Source organism: Pilimelia columellifera subsp. columellifera (genome assembly GCF_039532605.1).
Taxonomy (GTDB): domain Bacteria; phylum Actinomycetota; class Actinomycetes; order Mycobacteriales; family Micromonosporaceae; genus Pilimelia; species Pilimelia columellifera.
Map to the genome: position 1 here is coordinate 1 of NZ_BAAARY010000029.1, position 18470 is coordinate 18470.

Annotated in this window: 14 protein-coding genes and 4 pseudogenes; 9 read left to right on the forward strand and 9 right to left on the reverse strand. The window is 65.5% G+C overall.

Features of this window, described 5'->3' with window-relative positions; all coding sequences use genetic code 11:
• Positions 1-119: 119 nt before the first annotated feature.
• Positions 120-233 (forward strand): annotated as a pseudogene (locus ABD287_RS17120) (winged helix-turn-helix domain-containing protein); the annotation flags it as partial.
• 216 nt (positions 234-449) lie between these two features.
• On the opposite strand, the gene ABD287_RS17125 reads toward ABD287_RS17120, so the two are convergent.
• Positions 450-1667, reverse strand: coding sequence for a hypothetical protein (locus ABD287_RS17125; protein WP_344174333.1), 1218 nt, complete (start codon positions 1665-1667; stop codon positions 450-452).
• Between the two features lie 1262 nt (positions 1668-2929).
• Between ABD287_RS17125 and ABD287_RS17130 the strand changes: the two genes are divergently transcribed.
• From ABD287_RS17130 to ABD287_RS17150, 5 genes are read left to right on the forward strand one after another with little or no spacing between them, the layout of a single operon-like run.
• Positions 2930-3523, forward strand: a complete 594-nt coding sequence (locus ABD287_RS17130) for a histidine phosphatase family protein (protein ID WP_344174335.1) — start codon at positions 2930-2932, stop codon at positions 3521-3523.
• A 22-nt stretch (positions 3524-3545) separates the two neighbouring features.
• Positions 3546-4505 (forward strand): hypothetical protein, encoded by a 960-nt coding sequence (locus ABD287_RS17135; RefSeq protein ID WP_344174337.1) that lies wholly within the window; start codon positions 3546-3548, stop codon positions 4503-4505.
• Positions 4502-6538 (forward strand): PEP/pyruvate-binding domain-containing protein, encoded by a 2037-nt coding sequence (locus tag ABD287_RS17140; protein WP_344174339.1) that lies wholly within the window; start codon positions 4502-4504, stop codon positions 6536-6538. Before ABD287_RS17135 ends, ABD287_RS17140 begins: the two co-directional genes overlap by 4 nt.
• A gap of 58 nt (positions 6539-6596) precedes the next feature.
• Positions 6597-7985 (forward strand): ARMT1-like domain-containing protein, encoded by a 1389-nt coding sequence (locus ABD287_RS17145; protein ID WP_344174342.1) that lies wholly within the window; start codon positions 6597-6599, stop codon positions 7983-7985.
• A 42-nt stretch (positions 7986-8027) separates the two neighbouring features.
• Complete coding sequence (locus tag ABD287_RS17150) at positions 8028-8357, forward strand: nucleoside triphosphate pyrophosphohydrolase family protein (RefSeq protein ID WP_344174345.1); 330 nt, start codon at positions 8028-8030, stop codon at positions 8355-8357.
• Between the two features lie 43 nt (positions 8358-8400).
• On the opposite strand, the gene ABD287_RS17155 is transcribed toward ABD287_RS17150, so the two are convergent.
• Genes ABD287_RS17155 through ABD287_RS17175 form a run of 5 tightly spaced genes read right to left on the reverse strand, consistent with a single transcriptional unit; the run spans position 8401 to position 12958 of the window.
• On the reverse strand, positions 8401-9189 hold the full coding sequence (locus ABD287_RS17155; protein ID WP_344174348.1) for a hypothetical protein: 789 nt from the start codon (positions 9187-9189) through the stop codon (positions 8401-8403).
• On the reverse strand, positions 9182-9937 hold the full coding sequence (locus ABD287_RS17160) for an ABC transporter permease (RefSeq protein ID WP_344174350.1): 756 nt from the start codon (positions 9935-9937) through the stop codon (positions 9182-9184). Before ABD287_RS17160 ends, ABD287_RS17155 begins: the two co-directional genes overlap by 8 nt.
• A complete protein-coding gene (locus ABD287_RS17165; protein WP_344174352.1) occupies positions 9937-10875 on the reverse strand; it encodes an ABC transporter ATP-binding protein in 939 nt (312 codons plus the stop codon). The genes ABD287_RS17160 and ABD287_RS17165 overlap by 1 nt, the downstream gene beginning before the upstream one ends.
• Positions 10872-11729 carry a hypothetical protein gene (locus ABD287_RS17170; RefSeq protein WP_344174354.1) on the reverse strand — a complete coding sequence of 286 codons (858 nt, stop codon included), beginning with the start codon at positions 11727-11729 and terminating at the stop codon, positions 10872-10874. Before ABD287_RS17170 ends, ABD287_RS17165 begins: the two co-directional genes overlap by 4 nt.
• Positions 11726-12958 (reverse strand): M16 family metallopeptidase, encoded by a 1233-nt coding sequence (locus ABD287_RS17175; RefSeq protein ID WP_344174357.1) that lies wholly within the window; start codon positions 12956-12958, stop codon positions 11726-11728. The genes ABD287_RS17170 and ABD287_RS17175 overlap by 4 nt, the downstream gene beginning before the upstream one ends.
• Before the next feature lie 960 nt (positions 12959-13918).
• Here ABD287_RS17175 and ABD287_RS18620 point away from each other — a divergent pair.
• Positions 13919-14065, forward strand: a pseudogene (locus tag ABD287_RS18620) (helix-turn-helix domain-containing protein); the annotation flags it as partial.
• Positions 14066-14197: 132 nt separating this feature from the next.
• The gene (locus ABD287_RS17180) at positions 14198-14590 is read left to right on the forward strand and encodes a hypothetical protein (protein ID WP_344174359.1); all 393 of its coding nucleotides are present in this window, start codon (positions 14198-14200) and stop codon (positions 14588-14590) included.
• Positions 14591-14633: 43 nt separating this feature from the next.
• Here ABD287_RS17180 and ABD287_RS17185 read toward each other — a convergent pair.
• Both ABD287_RS17185 and ABD287_RS17190 read right to left on the reverse strand, forming a co-directional pair.
• Positions 14634-14762: pseudogene (locus tag ABD287_RS17185) on the reverse strand (IS5/IS1182 family transposase); the annotation flags it as partial.
• Between the two features lie 33 nt (positions 14763-14795).
• Positions 14796-15650, reverse strand: a complete 855-nt coding sequence (locus ABD287_RS17190; protein WP_344174363.1) for an IS5 family transposase — start codon at positions 15648-15650, stop codon at positions 14796-14798.
• Positions 15651-15985: 335 nt separating this feature from the next.
• Here ABD287_RS17190 and ABD287_RS17195 point away from each other — a divergent pair.
• Positions 15986-16763 (forward strand): annotated as a pseudogene (locus ABD287_RS17195) (IS5 family transposase).
• A gap of 27 nt (positions 16764-16790) precedes the next feature.
• On the opposite strand, the gene ABD287_RS17200 reads toward ABD287_RS17195, so the two are convergent.
• Entirely contained in the window at positions 16791-18014 is a 1224-nt protein-coding gene (locus ABD287_RS17200; protein ID WP_344174361.1) for an RCC1 domain-containing protein, read from the reverse strand.
• Between the last annotated feature and the right edge of the window lie 456 nt (positions 18015-18470).

The following is an 18470-nucleotide window of genomic DNA, read 5'->3' on the forward strand; positions in this document are numbered from 1 at the left end:
CCTACCGGGGCGCCGCGTCTCCATCTTGGACCCCGAGCCGGTCGGCGTGTCGCCACCTACGTCACCTTCTGTGACCAAAGGATTGCCCGGAAAGGCTCAGTGGACCTTGTTTTCGATGGTCCAGCTACCTACGCCAATACCTAGCTCAACTGCGCCGAAAACTCGAAGAAGATCCCAGCCGCCCACGACATCTCATCACTGAACCCGAAATGGGCTACCGTTTCGAGCCATAAAGTCATCTACGGGACTCGACGGCGTGTCCGAATAGCTAGGAGATCCTGCGGCGGTACGTGGCCATAGCGACGAAATACGCAACGATGAGGAAGCCAACACGCCAGCCGAGGGCGATCCAGATGTCGGTGCCGACCTGCTGCTGGATGAACAGGTCGCGGATAGCTTTAACGATTGCCCGTGACGGACACCTGCCTGCCGCGACCACCAATTCAAACTCACAACCGAGTGCCGATGTCCACGACCAGCTGAACGTAAGTAGGTGTTCGGTAAGTGGGGTCATGATGGTCTCGTACTCGATGGGGTTGAGTCAATTCAGCTTGGTTGTTCAGCCAATGGAGGGCGATGTCGTGACGGTCCGGATCGACTACTTCTCCCGTGACCATGAGGAAATCCGCAACGGGCGTACGTGCGATGACGATCCCGCCGACGTCGTGCCAGGTCATGGCTTTCTGATCCCGAATTCGCGGCGCTCCGGACAGGCTGAAGCCGTACGCCGGCAAACCTTGGGCTAGGCGCTCCTCGACGCTCTGGTCCGCCTTGGCCAGCTGCTCAAGCGGACGCCGGTCACCGCGACGGGCGACTTCCGCTGGGGTGAGGCTCCGCAGCCGGTCGAGCAGGGCAGCGGGCACGGCAGGCGCCAGTGCCGGATGCACGAGGACCGCCTCGCCGAGTTCCAGCAGCTCCGGGCTTAACCGGTAGTTGTCCGCAGCCAGCGCGAGCGCGTCCGGGTCGGGTGCTGTCGGGGCGGTCAGAGCATATGTCAGGTCAATGAGGTCCTTGGCGGTAAACGGACGTTGGAACCGCTCCTCCGCGAGCGCGAGTAGGTCAGCGACAGCCTGGTCGTCGGGCAGGTTCGACCGTAGCGGCACAACGCCAGGCTCGCCAGCGAAGGCGAACGTGCTGATTTCAACGCGTAGTCCCTTGTCGAGCAGCGGGTCGGCGGCCGGCCACCAAAGCGACAGAAGCAGGTGGCGCCGTTGCCCGTCGCGAATAACCGACAGGTCCACCTCGGTAACGGGGTGTTTTCGCAGCACTCGGTGCGCCGCGCGCCACAGACTGGCCTCATCCGGCGCCACCACGTCGAGGTCACCCACCGGCCGGATTAGCTCCGGCGGATAGTGTCGGGCCAGTGACGGCCCCTTGATGACGCGGACGCCATCCATTGAGGTCAGGTCCTGGGCGAGCCGCTCGTAGCAGGTGCTCCGCTCGGCCATACGACGTAGTTCGTCGCGGGCCCCGGTACCCAGCGTCGCGCCGTCACGTGCGGCGAGGGAGAGAACTAGCGGCGGAAAGACGCCGCGGACGCCGCGCGCGACATGCACCAGATGGCGCAGCGGCTGTTCCGGATTGACCTCGAGCAAATCGTAGAGAGTATCGGCGGTGAGGAGGAATGGGGAACGAGAAACCGACTCGGAGTTCGGGCGAGCGCTCATAGCCAAGGCTGAATCCTCCGACCGACGACGTGTGGCTAATGGTGTCTGCGCCCGGCGTCGCGGAGCACAGTGCTCCACGACGCCGGGCAGCCTCAGCGGCCAGTGCGGACGCCGCTCAGGCGCGGACGCAGAGCGGACTTGTGGTTGCGGTCCATGTCATTCCTCCTCTCCCGGTGCGACTACCGACGCACGTTTCGCGCCGATGATCTAAAACGGTGACCCCGGCCCGCGCCTTGAATCGCGATGCCCGCAGGTCGCTCCACGCACCTGGGTACTTCGCCAACCCGTCCGGTGGTGGATCCTAAGCCGACGGTAACGCACCGATCCGCCGCTGGCTTCGACTGTTTCACACCGTGGAACGAATCTTGTCCGACGTAATTGGACATGTTTTTCTGGCTGCCTGTCACCGATCAACGGACCGACAGGCGAGGACTCGTGTCCGGACCGCGGCCCATTTCACCCGTGGGAGACAAATGTAATGGCGATCGGCATCGGAACGCTAACGGAACACGGCAACGAGCTCTCGAATTCGACGACGATGCGAAGTGAAGGGGTCGAATAGTGAGCATCGGCCTACCGGTAGTCGCATTCGTCGGACCGCCTGGTTCCGGAAAGTCCACTCAGGCGGAACTGTTCGCTCAGGCGAGTGAGCGCGGCAGTGAAAGTTCGGTCATCGCGTCGGTGCCCGCGCTGTTGAGGCAGGACGTAGTCCTACTACCGCGCCTGCGTCCATCGGAGCGGAAGGCGATCGACGCGCTGCGGGACGAGGCCGAGGAGCAGGCGAGCGTTGGACTGCTTATGCCAGCTGGACTCGACCGCGTCCTGCTGGATGTGGTCGAGCGAATCTCTGCTACCCGCCCCGTCCTACTGGACGGTCTACCCCGCGGTGTGCAGCAGGCACGAATGCTCCTCGACAGTGTCCTGTCCGCGCGCCTCACGGTCATCCACCTCGAGCTGCCGGGTGATGTACAGGCTGCGTCGATGCGTCGGCAGCGCCAGCGTGCCCTCGGGCGGCAGACGTCGTTGGACCCGACTGCGTTGCGTCGGATGGCCGGCAAGGTGCGCACCTACCAGGACGAGACTCTGCCGGGCCTGACGCTGCTACGGCACGCCGGGGTGCCCGTGTGTGCGTGCGACGCCGAAGCTCCGCCGGCCGAAACGGCTGAACGGGTACGGCAGCACCTGGCCGGCCGTGGCGTACGAGCCTTACCTATGCAGGACACCCCACTCTCAGTGTCATCTCGGACGGAGGTGTTACTGCGATGCAGTTGACCGTCGTCCGTCACGGACAGACGGCGGCGAACCAGGCCCGTCGTTTCCCTTCGTCTGCCGCCGTCGCCCTCGACGGTGCTGGATGGCAGCAAGCATGCCGAGCCGGCCAGGCGATCGCCGAACTACCAGATCGACCGCAGTCGATACACAGCAGCGACTCGCGGCGGGCGTTGGACACAGCCGACCTCATCGAGCGTTACCTCCGGCCCAGCACCGTGATCAGTCATCCCGAACTCCGCGAGATCGACTGGGGGACGCTGGCGGACGGTCACCCGTCCACCCGGCCAGACATCAATCCAGCCCTCGCCGCGTGGCAGCGAGATCCCACCCAGCGCCTGCCGGGCGGCGAGAGTCTGCTCGATGTCGACGTCCGCGTGTCCCGCTTCCTTGATCGCCTTGCCGCCAGCGGAGATGACTCTGTCGTTGTCGTATCGCACGCGGTCACGATCGGTGTCCTCGTGGCGCAGCTCAACGGATGGGACCTGCTCGACACCTGGCATTCGCACCGGGCGCATCTGCGAAACGGCGAGTTGCTGTGCCTCGACCTCGCGCCTATCACAGCCTCATCATCGCGAAGTTTCTAATGGCCCATCTGATAGGAGCATTATGTCTTTCAACACGTTAGCGCCGGTGGTCCGAGCTGGGCTCCTGGACGAAGTACTCGACGGCCTCGGCTTCATCCACGCCAACGACCACTGCCGTCGCAACTGCCTGCATTGCCCCGCATTCGGCGACCAGTCGCCGGTAATCATGACGCCATTCGCGACACTGACGAAGGTAGTGTCCGACGTGGGTGATGCCTACCGGGAGCGTGGGAGGTCGCCGCGACGAAGTATCGCCTCATGGCGAATTAGTGACCCGCTGGACTACCTGGTACGCAGCGGATCGGGTATCCGCGATACCTACGACGTCGGCGTGCTCTGGCGGCGGTACCTGGACCAGGGGATCTACCTGGTGACCAACGGTAGTGAAGGCAAGCGTCAGGCTCGCGAGGCCCTGCGCCGGCTCGCCGGAGATCCGGAGGTGGCGTCGCAGATCAAGCTGACAATCACGCCGTGTGACCAGGGCTGGGGCACCGACCGGTATCTGGACAATATCGCGCAGGACATCGCGATCCTGGCGCCGCTATGGGACCTGGGCTCCACCCGGATGGAGGATCCGCAGGGCCGACGTTTTCGGATAAATCTCAAATCGACAGCCGAACGCCGTGACGAATCTCTGGAATTCCTCGAACACGCACTGGTTGTCGCGGGAGTCGCCCGAGCCAAGGTCGAAAGTCTGATGGAAGACTCTACCCACGTTGCGGTGAAGGACATCTATGACCTCGGTTCCTATGCCGGCGATAGCCCGGTCAAGCAGGCAATCAACATCAAAGGTGACAGTGGACGTCGGTTCAAGCCGACAGCCGAGGCACGAACGCAGTACCAGTACGGCATCTACCCGGACGGGACCATCCAAATGATCGACATGTACGAGTTTCAAGTTTATCCAGTCGCGCTCGGGGGCGAGCCGCTACGACTCAATGTCGACGGCGCCGCAGACGGTCGTACGCGGCGAGCATCATGAAGGACGGTCCGGCAAGCGATACCCCACTGGTGATCTCGCTGTTCGAAGCGACCGCCGATTCTCACCACGTGTCCGGTACTAAAGCGCGCAACCTTGCCCTGCTGCGCGAGCAGGGATTCGACGTCCCAGCCGGATGGTGCCTGACGTCTGCATGGTTCGAGCGGGCCAAGACCAGCACCTCACTGGGGGTGACCATCGCCCAGGAACTCGCCGGCATCCGCACGGTGCCCGCCGACACCGGGCGCCGCCTCGACCGGATCCGCCGGATGATCGTGTCGACGCCGCTGCCAGACGACCTGTTGGGCGACCTAACAGCGGCGGTGACGCCGCTGTTAGACGACGGCCCGGTGATCGTCCGGTCGTCGGTTCCAGCGGAGGACGGAGCTGAGCATTCCTTCGCCGGAGTGTTCCGCTCTGAGGGGCCGCTGACGACGGCCAGCGAGGTGATCGAGGCCGTGCGTCGGTGTTGGGGGGCGATGTACGCCCCGAGTTGCTACTACTACACGCGAGGCTCGCTGCCTCAACTCTACGCGGCGTTCATCCAGCGCTATATCACGCCGGACCTGCACGGAGTCCTGTTCACGCACGATCCCCTTGGCAGTACGACGGGTCCGGTCGTCGACGTGGCACATGGCAACTCCGTCGATGCCACCGAGGGCCGGGCGCCGTCGAACCGGCTATCGATCATGGATCCGGATGACGCCCAGCGGCTCGGCCCCGACGTGGCAGCGGATCTGGTCACGCTGGCGCGGCGGGCCGAGGAGCTGTTCCACGGTCCGATGGACATCGAGTGGGCGGTTCAGGCGGGAGCGGTGCACGCTTTGCAGGCCCGGCCGGTCACAAGCCGGCGCGTTCTAGCCCGGCCCACGGCGTCGGCGTGGTGGATCGAGTCGGCGATCGACGAGCTATACGAGTTGGATCTCGGACATTGCCGCGAGCGGCTGGAACGCTCCCTGCAGAAGCACATGTGGCTGCGACGTCAGTGCACGTTGGCGGGCGTCGCGTCGTACCAGGAGTTCTACGCCGTGTACCGGCTGGCCGACGTAGATCGGTTGGCAGCCGAGCTGGCCCGTCAAGTGGCCAGCGAGTTCGTTCAGATCAACTGGTCTCGCCGCGGCACCGACCGGGTGGCCGTCGTGGCGGACTTGGCGGGGGAGCTGGCCGCCGGTCACGATCGCAACCGAATCGCCGACGGCCAGTTCAGCGCGGTGCACATCGGAGAGGTCGTCGCGGCCCAGGCGTCGGGATTCTCAGCGCTCATGTCTGACGGGCGGATCCTGGTCGAGGCCTTCCCAGCGGGCCTGCCCGGGATCAAGGAAGGCCGCCTGCAGCCGTCAGTAATGGTCGTCGACGTTGACGAAGCAGTACACCGAGAGCACGTCGCGACCTTCGACACCCGCTGCCGAATTTTCCCGGGAGACGGTTGGTGGTGGCGCCCCGAGGACGCACCTCTCTACCCGCTCGACCTACCAGACCCACAGGTGCGGGATATCGCGCGGATCAGCCGCACGATGTGCGCCGCGTTAGGAGAGGCGCGCCTCGAGTGGTACACCAGCGCCGGGCGGGCCGTGATCCGCGATGTCAGTCTGGAAAGCCGACGGCTGCCCGGTCAGCGCTCGTCAGCCGTCAATGTCATCTCGCCTGGCAGCGCCACCGGGGTCGCGGTCACGCTGCCCGACGCCGGAGTGCTGGACGACCTGGTGGCAGCGCACGACATCAGTGTGGTGGGATCCGATGACCCAAACTTGTTCGATTCCGATGCTCTGGACTCCATCATCCGGGCGATGTCCGTCCACGAGCGGACGATCGTGGTGGCCGAATACCCGTCGGCCGGGCTCATTCCACTGGTGGACCGGGCAGAGGCTTTCGTTTTCGAACGGGGCAACCTGCTTTGCCACACGGCTATCGTGCTGCGTGAACGAGGCATCCCGGCGATTGTGATGCCGGCGGCCCGAGAATGGCTGCGTGACGGCATGACGGTTGAGGTGTCCCCCGCGGGCGCGATCGTGTCGGGCGGCAGCGGCTTTGGATGACACGACGGCTGACGTCGGGGGCACCCGTCGAAGCCTTGACCTGACCGACCGCCGGCTGTTGGGCCGGATCCTGTGCGACGACTCAGCGACGGCCGGGAACGGTGAATTACTGGCGCGCCCGGACTTTGAACCCGATGGCTTCACCGTGGGCGAGCGTATGGCGGGCACCGTGTTCCTCGATGACGCCGAGTCGGATCCCGAATTGTGGCTCCGAAACGCGTTACGGGCCAAGGTCGATGCAGTGCTGTCGCCCGCCGACGGGAGGGCGGCCGCGGCGGCGACGGACTTTTGCCTCACCCAGCTCTTGTGCCTCCTGACCCATCGAGTCCAGGGGGTGGCGGTCGCCGACTCGCTATGGAACCAGGAACTGCCCTCCGTCGTCGACCGGGTCGTGGCGCACTGCCTTCGCGGTGACGTCGAGGCACCAGTGATCACTCATCGGCATTACGTCGAGGCAGCGGTTCCGGTGGCGTTCTCGTTACTGAGGCGCGTACTCGCTGCCGGCCAGCGGGACCTGCGTTGGCTGCTGAGCTGCAGCCTCGTTTCCGGGTTGATCGGCGCCGAAATGAAACTGCGCACCCCCGAGCTGAACGTGGCGCTTCCAGTCGACCTGGGCACGGCACCGGCAAGGATTGCCGGACAGTTGTGGTCCAGGTTTCAGCAGCTTGCCCGCCGACCTTTTCTGGTGGACCACTGGGATTCGTTCGCAGCCGACACCCTAAATGGGAAGCGGCATCTGGTGTGGTTCTTCGACGATTACCCAGAAACTGTTTTCGACCTACTCTTCTTGGCCCGACTAGCCGAACTTAATCCGCGCATGCATCTCACCCTGGTCCCGAAGTCGCTGCCGTGCTACACGGACGCCGACGTGTCGTACCTGCGCCGCGTCATCGCCCATCCGACGATGCGCCGGGCCGGGGTCACGACCGCCCTCAGCCAGGCCGAACTATGCGCCGTCGGCCCCCGGATGTCGACGGCCAATATCCGCAAGCTCTCTCCTGTGCTGGCTCGACGGCTGGCCAAGGCTGACTGCGTGTTCGTCAAGGGCACCAGCATCCATGAGATGTTCCAGGGCGGGCTGGCCAAGCCCCTCTACACCGGTTACGTCCTGACCAGCGAGTTCAACGAGAGCTCTGCCGGATACGATCGGACGCACGCGCCGACGATGCTGCTCCGTCACGGCCCCGGCGAGTACGCGCACTGGGGCTTCGAGGGCCGCCAGTTTCGAGCCCGCAGCGCCGCCGATGGCCGCCGGATCAGCGTCTGCTGGAGCACTCTGGCCGAGCATCTGACCCGCCGCGAACAGACCGATCCGGCCCGGCTACGGGCCGACCGTACTTTTCTGGATAGCCTTACCCACCGGGTCAGCGCCCGGTCCGCGCACGCCCTGGCCGCGGAGAAACGCATAGTCAGCGAACGGATGGACGCCATCCGAAACGCCTACTGACGTGCCCGCGTTCAAAACGATTACGTTACCGAAGGACGATTCATGGAACACGACGCTACCGACTGGCTGGACGAGATAGTCGCGCTGGTGAATGGTTTGAACGCTCGCTTTCCCACCCATGCAGGGGTATTCCATCAGGTGTCCAGGCTCGCCGAGGAGACCGGCGAGCTGGCACAGCAGGTGAATTGCATGGAGGGTATGGGCATCAAGCACGCCAAGAACGGCCCGCCCCGACGCGAGGATGTGGCGAAAGAGGTTCTCGACGTGGTGAAGAGCGCGGTGGCGATCGCCGCGTTCTACGATGTGCTGCCCGAAGTCCGATCGTTGACTATGCGGAAGGTGGCGGCGTACCGCGCCGACGGCTGGATCTGACCTGGTTCAGACCCTGGCGCGATGGGTGGCCCGCCGAGGCGCGTCAGGGGAGGTCGATCGTGCCGCGATCGACGCCGCGGCGCAGCGACCAGGTGAGGATGCTGTGCGCTGCCAGACCCCAACCGACGGCCACGGCGAGCTCTAGGTAGATCCCACCCAGCGGCACCGACTCACCGCCGAGCAGGGCGCGCAGCGCTGGTATGGCGTTGACGGCGGGTAGGAGATGGGCCAACGCTCCCAGCAGCCCCGACCGCGGGGTGGGGGTGTTGACCCCACCGGCCAGCATCAACAGAATGCCGACGCCGGCCGTCAAGTAGGTCCGACTGCCCGGCCATCGCAAGCTCACGCCAGTCAGGGACAACGCCAGTTGGTAGGTACTCGACGCCATGAGCAGGAGTAGGAGGAATGCCAGCGGCAGGCGGCCGAAGGCGATGTGGACGTCCACCAACGCCGGCACCGCCATCAGCGCGATCGTTGCCGTGATCACGCCGTCCGCCAGCCAGTGAAGTCCCCGCGATGCCAGCACAAGATGCGGGTTGGCGCGGCTGATCAACAAAAACTGTAGTGTGCCGGAGCGCCGTTCCCCGAGGGTCGAGGAGACGACGCCGAGCGCACCCAGCGGAGCCAGGATGGCGGCGTTGCCGACCGCCATGTATTCCTCGGCGCCCGCTGAGCCGACCAGCCTACCGAGCGTGGCGAAGAACAGGACCTGGCATAGCAGCCGCAGCAGCCAGCCACAAGACCACGATCGCCAGGTAAACATCGCCCGGTAATCCTGGTAGCTGCTAAGCGCGCCGTAACCGAGCTGGCGCAGCCATACCCATTTAGCCATGCAAACTCACCTTCCCGTGGCGGCTGGAGTGCATGACCCAGCGCAGGGCCGCGACGCCGACCGCCAGTTGGGCTAAGACCATGGCGACGAGCAGTATGAGCCGGCCGGCCAGATGCGGCGCCGATCCCAGCACCAGCTCCCGCAGGAGCGCGAAGCCATGGGCGAGAAAGAATCCCCGCGCCAGCCAATCGAACGGCGGAGGCAGGGTCGAGGCGGGTAGGAGCAGCCCACCGAGGAGATAGAACGGGTAGGTCATCGCGTTCTGCATCGTGCGGGCGGCATGGACCAGCACCATCAGCGCGCTGGTCAGCAGCGCGGCCCCGACCGTGCCGGCCACGACCAGCCCTATCACGAGCAGGCACATCGCCGGCCGGGCCACCGTGATCGGCAGACCAAACAGCAGCCGCCCGACGACAATGACCTCCCCGAGCACCGGGAGGCTCAACGCACAGCTCACTGAGACCCGGGTGACGAGCGCCCGCAGGTAGTTCTCGGGCCGCAGCAGCCCGTGTTCCAATGTGCCGTCGCGACGGTCGTCATCGACGGCCTCAGCGCCGACAAACATCGCGTGCGCCCACATACTCATGCCGAAGGCAGTCAGGGCGACCACGGTCGCGGCGGACTGTCGATGGTGATGGATCAACACCGTGAAGAAGACACTGGAGTACAACGGCACCATTGTCAGGATGGCAAACTGCCCCGGACTTCGCAGAATCAAAAGCGCCTGCACGCGCGCATAGGCGTACATCAGAGTGCGAACTCCCGGTCCTCAATGACGCCTCGGTAAACCTCGGCGAGGTTCGGCTGTGCGACGGTCAGCTCAGTGACCTGAGCCGCGACGAGGCTGGCCAGTACCGTCGCGAGCACCGTGTCATCGTCGACGTGCACCGTGAGCTGACCGTCCCGCGATTGGACTCGGGCCCCCACGATCCCGGCGAGCGAGTTGACGATGGCCGGCGCGACCCGAGCGGCGGTAACCACACGCGGCGCCCGCACTGCGGCCAGCAACTTCTGGGGGGTGCCGACGCGCAAGAGTCGACCACGGTCGATCAGTGCGATGCGGGAACACAGCTGCTGTGCTTCGTGAAGGTCGTGCGTGGTCAGCAGCACGGTGGTCCCCTGATCCCGCAGCTGCTGGATCAAACCTCGGAAGCCGACGACGGCATGCGGGTCCATGCCGTTGGTGGGCTCGTCCATCACCAATACCGACGGTGCGCTCAGCAGAGCTCGGGCCAGGTGTACCCGCTGCGCCATGCCGCGGGAGAACGTCTCGACCCGGTCGTCGGCCCTGTCGGCCAGGCCAAGCTGGCAGATCAACTCGGTGATCCGAGCGCGGGCGGTCCGACGGTTCATGCCCTGAAGAGCCGCCCAATAGTCCAAGTTCTGCCTGGCGCTGAGCCGACCGTACAAACCGCGGTCACCGCCGAGAACGAGACCGATGTGGTGTCGAACCCTTCTAGGAAAACGGATCACGTCGAAGCCGGCCACAGTGGCCGTACCCGAAGTCGGCAGCAGCAGGGTGGTGAGGATGCGGGACAGCGTGGTCTTTCCCGCCCCGTTCGGCCCGAGCAGTCCGAGTACCTCACCCTTGGCGACCGTGAAGCTAACTTCGGACAGGGCGGCCTTGGGTAACCCGTGGTGGCCAGGATAGTGCCGGGTCAGCCGGTCCACCTCGATCATCGTCATCGTGCTCGTACTTGTTGGTAATGGACTTCGGTCGGACTCGTACTCGGGCCTGCTCCAGAGCAGGGCGCGTGGTAGTACGCGAACACCGGCCGCCAACCGGCCCGGGTCAAGCTGGCGAGCACGCGCGAGGAGTCCGCGTCCTCGCCCGGGGCGTGGTGGGTCACGTTGCCTAGCAGGGGAAGGCCTAGCTGCCGGGCGCAGACGTCGGCGGCCGCCACCAGGCTGCGCATGCCGGCCGGACGGAGCTCAGCGTGGTCGACAAGCGCGTCGACCAGTTCGACGTGGGGGACGCCGCTGACGTCGTCCACCGCCTCGGTCAGCAGCGTCGCGTGCCCGACAGGCCCATCGGGGGCCTTCAGGACCAACGAACGGCGGCCCGGCTCAGCCAGGATCGCTTCGGCTGCCTCGGCGGTCGCCACCGGATCGACCGTCCGGCCCAGGTCGGTTCCACCGTCGGTGAAGGCCCGGACCAACCAGACATTCACCAGGTCATCGTGGTCACGACTTTCCACCACGGTGAGCCGGACGTGGTCGGCCATCTCCACTGTGGTGACCGAGTCGGGCTGATAGCGAAGATACGTCTGCAGCGGAAGCAGGCGCGGGTCAACCGGAACCCCTGCCGGAGCCCGCACGATAAGCGTCCGAGCCTCGGGATGGGCGGCGCGCAGTCCCCCGTACAGCCGGTCGAGATCGGTCAGCAGCGCCTTATCGGCGTATTCGACCAAGCAATGCACGGTTCCCGAGAGCGGTTCGTGGTATCGCCCAGCGATACACGCCAGCCCGTCGACGCTCACCTGATGCCCTGCGGCCGTGGCGTCGGCGAGGTAGGCCGAGCAGGCGTCGAATTGGCTCACTGGTCGGCTCCCGGCAACGGCCGGGTGACGACGATGAGCGATTCGAGTACCTCGCCGGCCGCGGCGGCGACCTCAGCCGGTTGTACTCGGTCGAGCCGGCTGACCTCCGCGTCGACGTTCCAGGTCTGGCCGGTCAGGCAGTGCTCGCTGGCGGCGGCGACGGCGTGGTCCAGTGGACTCTCGCACTCCAACACCAGTCCCATCACCGCCTGCCGCACGGCGGCCGCGTGCGCGTCAGCCGGCGGACCATCGGCGGCGACGGCGCCGAGACACTCGCCAAGCTGCTCGACGACCCGGGGGCCGTTGCCGGTGTCGACACCGGCCTGGAAGCGCCAGGCGCCAGCATCGCGATAGCTGCGGGACCAGGCCCGGAAGTTGTAGGCCAGCCCATGATCGTCCCGAAGTCGGGCATACATCAGGGACGCCGGGCTCGCCCCCAACAGGTGACCGAGGACTTGAAACGCAGCCCGCCGCGGATCCGTAGCCGCCGGTCCCCTGGAGCCGGCGATCAGCCAGCCGAAACCGTCGGGCCAGGACGGCGTACCGACCGGGGGCGCCACCCGCGGCCCGTCATCGGCCTCGCTGGCCACGGCGCCCATCGGCAGCGCGCCCAGGCCACCGCGGACAAGCGCCGCGGTGATCTGCGCATCGGCCAAGCCGCCCGCGCTCGCGAAGGTCACTGGCGCGGACAATGCCGCCCGGTGGACGTCCGCCAGGTGATCCACACCGGTCGCGTTCAGGCTCGCCTCCAGGCCACCGACCGGCCGGCCTAGCGGGTGTCCGGCGAACAGCGCCGCCAGGAAGGCGTCCTGAACCGCGTCCCACGGATCCGCCGCGGCGGCGGCCAGCTCCTGAAGTACCACCCTGCGTTCCCGGTCCAGCACGGCCGTGGTGATCTCCGGGCACAGGACCGCCCGGCAGATCCAGTCGGCCACACGTTCAGCGTCCTCGGTCAGTACGTGGGCGTGGACGACGAGTGACTCCGGGCCAGTCGTCGCGTTGCTGACCCCGCCGAGCTGCTCGATCCGCCGGCTGAGCGAAGCGCCGCCGGCCAACGGCGCCGACATCACAAGATGCTCCAGCAAGTGAGCCATCCCGCCAGCGTCATGCGGGTCATGCCGTGCTCCAAAGCCGACGGCCAGTGCCAGGCCCGTCATACGCCTTCCCGGTTCGGTGTGCACAATCACCGGGACACCGCCGTCTAAATGATGCGTTCGCGAGTCTGCCATGGTGGTCTTCTCACCTCACCGGAATCCAAGGTCGTCTAGGAAGGGCGCCAACACGACGGCGCCTAAGTCATGGGGTGCCCAGACGCTAATGGGGGTCGGCCGGATTGGTCCAGTAGTGTTCCACTGTACGAAACGTTCGATCATTTGCTCGATTCGCCGGCTTGGGGCCCCCGTAAAGGCGGCCTCAACCAATGTGAGTTAGACCTGGCCGCTGCGTCCGCCGGCTACATGCCGAACCGAAGGCTCCGACGTTCCCGCTAAATGAACGTGACGGCGGGTCCTACGCTGGGCCGCCAACGAGTTTCGCGCAGCACTGACCGCCGGGCGACTGCGGGTTGCTCAGCCAGAAGTGCTTCGGGTTTCGGGACGGCCATCCGGCTAGCACTTCAGTCGTCTCGTTGAGATGCACAAAAACTTAGCACGCTCCCCCATCAGCGTCGCTGAGCATCAGGCCGACAGCTGTCGTCAGCCCAAGAATGCACCACCTTCCCTTCGGGGCCGCCGTGCTTAGGTCGACCCGAATCGCAAGACCGCTGCCCGACACCGAGAAGTCATGGTTTGAGCGCCATGTGGCACGAGCCGCTGTCCCAACTCGTCCCGCTGTCCCAACTCGTCGAACCTGAGACCGTCCCGCTGCATAGGCAGCTGGGCTGGTAGGTGGGGTGGACACATCCCAGGTGTCCCAAAAGCGGCTCAGACCCTCGTCCCGCGGCTGGAAGTCGACGACTGTTGCCACAGCGCCAGTCGTCTTCGGGACAGGTCGGCACGCGGGACAAGCTGACCTGTCACGAATTTTTCATAGATGCCGTCATACGGTCATCACGTTCGGGTGAGGGATTACCCCTCAACCGCACGGTCACGAGCCTTCGTGAGCCGAAAGAGAGTGCCAGGAGAATGAACATGGCTTTGACCGAAGCGAGTCCACGGAGTGAAGCACAGGTCGATTCACCCAAGCGTTCCATGTTGTCGCGTGGGCTATCAATAGTTGACAGTTTTGGCGGACGGGACCATGAACTGTCCCTGAGTGAATTGGCCCGCCGGGCCGACTTGCCGAAACCGACGGCCCACCGACTGGTCGCCGAGCTATTGGAGTGGGGAATTCTCGAACGCGGTCGCAGTGGACTACGTCTCGGCCCACGCTTGGCACACTTCGGCGCCCGAGTCCACCGGCACGACCTTCTGCGTACCACCGCGCTACCCCACTTGCGGCGCCTTTGCGAACTTACCGGGGGCCGTGCGGTGCTTTCCGTCACGAAACATGACCAGCTAATCCACCTGGCACGCTGTGGAAACCCCAGCGCCAAAAATGCCAGTCGCGACGTAGCGGACGAGCGGCTCAGCATCGCGGCGACGCGGCGGCTGATGCGGGCGTTGGATCCGTCAACCGACTACGCCGGATCGGGCGCCGAGATTGTCAGGTCCCAACAGTACGCGGCGGTGGCCTACGGTTCCGGCGAGCGGACGCTGCTCGGTATCGCCTGCCCCATTTCCATCGAGCAACGGCCGCCCGTAGCAATCGTGACAGCGTTGGCGAAAGGGCATCGCGGCAGGCTCGCGACGATCGTCGCGCCCGTACATGCCTGTGCCCTCAGCATCACCCGGGCCATCCGAGCGATGCCGGAATTCTACTGAGCCGAATCCACCCTTAGAGGGCGTTCGATTTGTACTTGATCTACTAGTACGTACCTCTCCAGGTAGGTTTTGATTCGTCCGTTAATCGGCGGCTGACGTTGTCGATCATCGCGATGTGGATCATGGCTTCGGAGCTGTCCGGGCGGGTCTCGTAGTCGCGGGCGAGTCTGCGGAAGCCGCGGGTCTTAGAGCGACCGTCAGTAGGTCATCGGAGGCGGCGGCTTGTGGGGTGGGTGTCCCAGCGGTAGCGGGTTCTGGCTTCGCGGATGAGGGCACGGATGGTGACGAGAGCGGCTGCTAGGTGTAGCCAGAAGTCGACGATTTTGGGGTTCGGGTCGGTGCAGCGGCGTAGTTTGCCGTGGCCGTTCATCCAGGAGTGGGTGCGTTCGACGACCCACCGGCCGCCGGTCTGGATCGAGGTGGCCTCACCTTTGGTGGCGATGTCGTGGTCTACCGCGATGCTTTCCAGGAGGTTGCGGGTGACGCTGGAGTCGTAGCCGGCGTCGAGGTGGACGGTCATGTGTTCGGGCCAGGGGCCGCTGACCTGGGCTGTTGCGGCGGCCAGGGTCGGGGCCAGCAGAGGCGAGTCGTGGCGGTTGGCCCCAGCGGACACGATACCGAGCGGAACCCCGCAGGCGTCGGTAGCGACTGATCGCTTCAGACCACCCTTTCGGCGGTCCACTGGCGACGGGCCTGCCTTACCGCCGCCGCACGGGGCTTTGGTGATACACCCATCGGCCGTGATGTGCTCGACCTGTAGACCGATGGGCTGGTCGAAGGCGGTTAGCGTCGCCGCGTGCACCAAGTGAGCGATTCCGGCGTCCGCCCACAGTCTGAGCCTGCGTCGGATAGTGGAGTCTGAACACCGCTCGGTAGCGATGCGTTCGTAGCCCGAGCCGTGGACCAGCGCCTCAACCAGGTGTTCGAACACCACCCGGTCCGGGATCCGTCGCCTATGGCACCCCACCGGATGCCCCGGATCGAACTCAGGGCGGGCGGGAAGATGAGCGGCGAACTCGACCCAGACCGGGTCCAGCAGCGATGATGGCAACGCGGGCACGAGCATCCCTCGATCACGGAGCGTAGAGAACTCACATGATCGCCGATGTTCGTGCCCGTCTGCTACCCGCAGCCACCATCTGACCAGTACGACCACCTATAGACGGTGCTCTTAGAGGGCATTCAATGAACCGCTGTCATGCTATGATTGATTTGCGGCCAGCCCGATGCGCACCATACGCAAATTAATGCCTATTTGTTCGCGCTCTGACGGGCTGGATGACTCCTGCTCCATACCCATATGCGCTTCAGATTCCGTCTGACGTAAACCTGACCATGAATCGCCGCGCTTGTCGGCTGCCGGTCTCCCTACTCCGTCCAGAGTAGATCTCTACCGTGACCGCTCGCCGCGCCTACCCCAGCGACATCTCCGACGCCCGTTGGGCACTGGTCGGACCGACCTTGACCGCCTGGCAGCAGGCACGCCTCGACCGGCGACCCACCGGCGAACCGGCCCGCACCGACGTTCGGGAGGTACTCAACGCCATCTTCTACGTCAATCGGACCGGGATCGCCTGGAAGTACCTCCCCCATGACTTTCCGCCACACACCACGGTCTACTACTACTATGCCGCCTGGCGCGATGAAGGCATCTTCGCCCAGCTCAACGTCGCCTGGCCGCCCTCGCCCGAGTCAAAGCCGGCCGCGATCCGCAGCCCACCGCCGCCATCATCGATACACAGAGCGTGAAGACGTCCAGCAACCCGCCGACCGCGACACAGGGAACCGACGCCGCGAAAAAGATCGTGGGCCGCAAGCGCAGCGTAGTCACAGACAGCCTGGGCCTCCTGCTAGTCGTCATCGTCATGGCCGCGTCCGTGACCGACAACCGCGCCGGAATCCAGGTCCTGGAACAGCTCAAAGTCGCCTACCCGAGCGTCACCAAGACCTGGGTGGACGCCGGCTTCAAGAACCAGTTCATCGAACACGCCGCCACGCTGGGTATCGACGCCGAGGTGGTGCCGCGTAACACTAAGACCCCCGGCTTCCACGTCGTGAGACGCCGCTGAGTCGTGGAGCGGAGCCTGGGCTGGCTGATGCTGCACCGCAGACTCGCCCGCGACTACGAGACCCGCCCGGAGAAACAACACCTACCTGGAGAGGTACGTACTAGTAGATCAAGTACAAATCGAACGCCCTCTCAGACCAGGCTGATGGCGAAAGTGGTGGAGGTGCCGGAGCCGCCGGCGTAGACGACGCCGCTGCGGCCGGTCAGGAGTCGTGGTGTGGTTTCGGTGCTGGTGCCGCCGTGGCCGAGTTGTCCGGTGGCGTTGGCGCCCCAGCAGTAGATGTTCCGGTTGTAGTTGTTGGCGCAGGTTGAGGTGTTGCTGGGGCTCACGCGCATCCAGTCGGTGGCGGCGCCGATCTGGACCGGGGATGTCTGCGGGGAGGTGTTGTGGCCCAGGCCCAGCTCGTAGCTGGTGTTGAGTCCCCAGCACCACAGGGCGCCCGATTGCAGGCCGCAGGTGTGGTCGCGACCCGCGTTGATGAACGTCCAGGTGGTCAGGGCGCCGACCTGGGTGGGGGTTTGGGCGGTGGTGGTGTTGCCCCGGCCCTGCTGCCCGTTGGCGCTGCTTCCCCAGCACCACAGGGTGCCGTTGCTGCGCAGCGCGCAGGCGTGTTGGCGACCGACGGTGATGTGGGTGTGGGTGGTGTTGCTGCTGGCCGTGACCGGACTGTTCTGCTCGGCGGTGGAGTTGTTGCCCAGCTTGTAGTTGACGCCTTCGCCCCAGCAGTAGACGGCGCCGCCGCGGATGCCGCAGTTCTGCACGTTGCTGGCCGCGATCTCCGTCCAGTTGGTGCCGGTGCCGACCTGCTGCGGGGAGGTGAACGCCAACGTCGCCGAGCCGATGCCGACCTGGCCGTAGTCGTTCTGCCCCCAGCACCACAGTGTGCCGTTGGTTTTGATGCCGCAGGTGTGCATGCCGCCCAGGGCCACCTTGGTCCAACTGCCGGTGACCTGGATCGGGGTGTAGGAGTCGGTGTAGTTGCCGCGGCCGAGCTGACCGTTGGTGTTGCGTCCCCAGCACCACAGCGTGGCGTTCTTCTGCAGGGCGCAGGTGTGACCGCTGTCGCTGTCCAGTGCCGGCTGGTTGATGGTTTCCACGAAGGTCCAGGTGGTTACCGCGCCCACCTTGACCGGGCTCAGCCTGGGGCTGGTGTTGTTGCCCAGGCCGAGCTGGCCGGTGGTGTTGTCGCCCCACCCGTACAGCTCGCCGGCGACGAACTCCGGCGCGGCCGTCAACGCGGCGCCTGCGTTCGAGGTGCTCTGGCTGAACGCAGCGTGCGCCTGCCCGACTGCAACCAGGCCCAACGCCACGCCTGCCGCCACGAGCGCACCCAGGAAGCCTCTACCGATCGACATTCCAACCCTCACTGTCCTTCCCGATGCCCTACTTGTCGGTAACGACAGCCGGAATCTGAGGAGCGTCGGCTAAACAAACCGATCAAGCCAGAAACACCGTTCGCGCTACGGACCCGGCCCACGCGGCCGACTTACTTTTGGATGACCCTCCAGGTCGGTAAGGTCGGCGCATGCGAGGTGCCCGGCAGGTCCCAAGCGTCGTGCGAGCTGCCCGGACGATGTGGCTCGTCGCGATCGGTGCAGGAACATTCGAGACCGCGCTAATTGTGGCAAGCGGACGGGCGGGAGGCGGTGCCGTCGCTGGCGTGGCAGTCCGTGCTGTTGTGTTCGTAGCCGCCATTCTCGTCGTGTGGCGAATGAGCCTTTCCGGGCCATCCTTTGGTCACAGACGGTGACGTAGGTGGCGACACGCCGACCGGCTCGGGGTCAAAGATGGAGACGCGGCGCCCCGGTAGG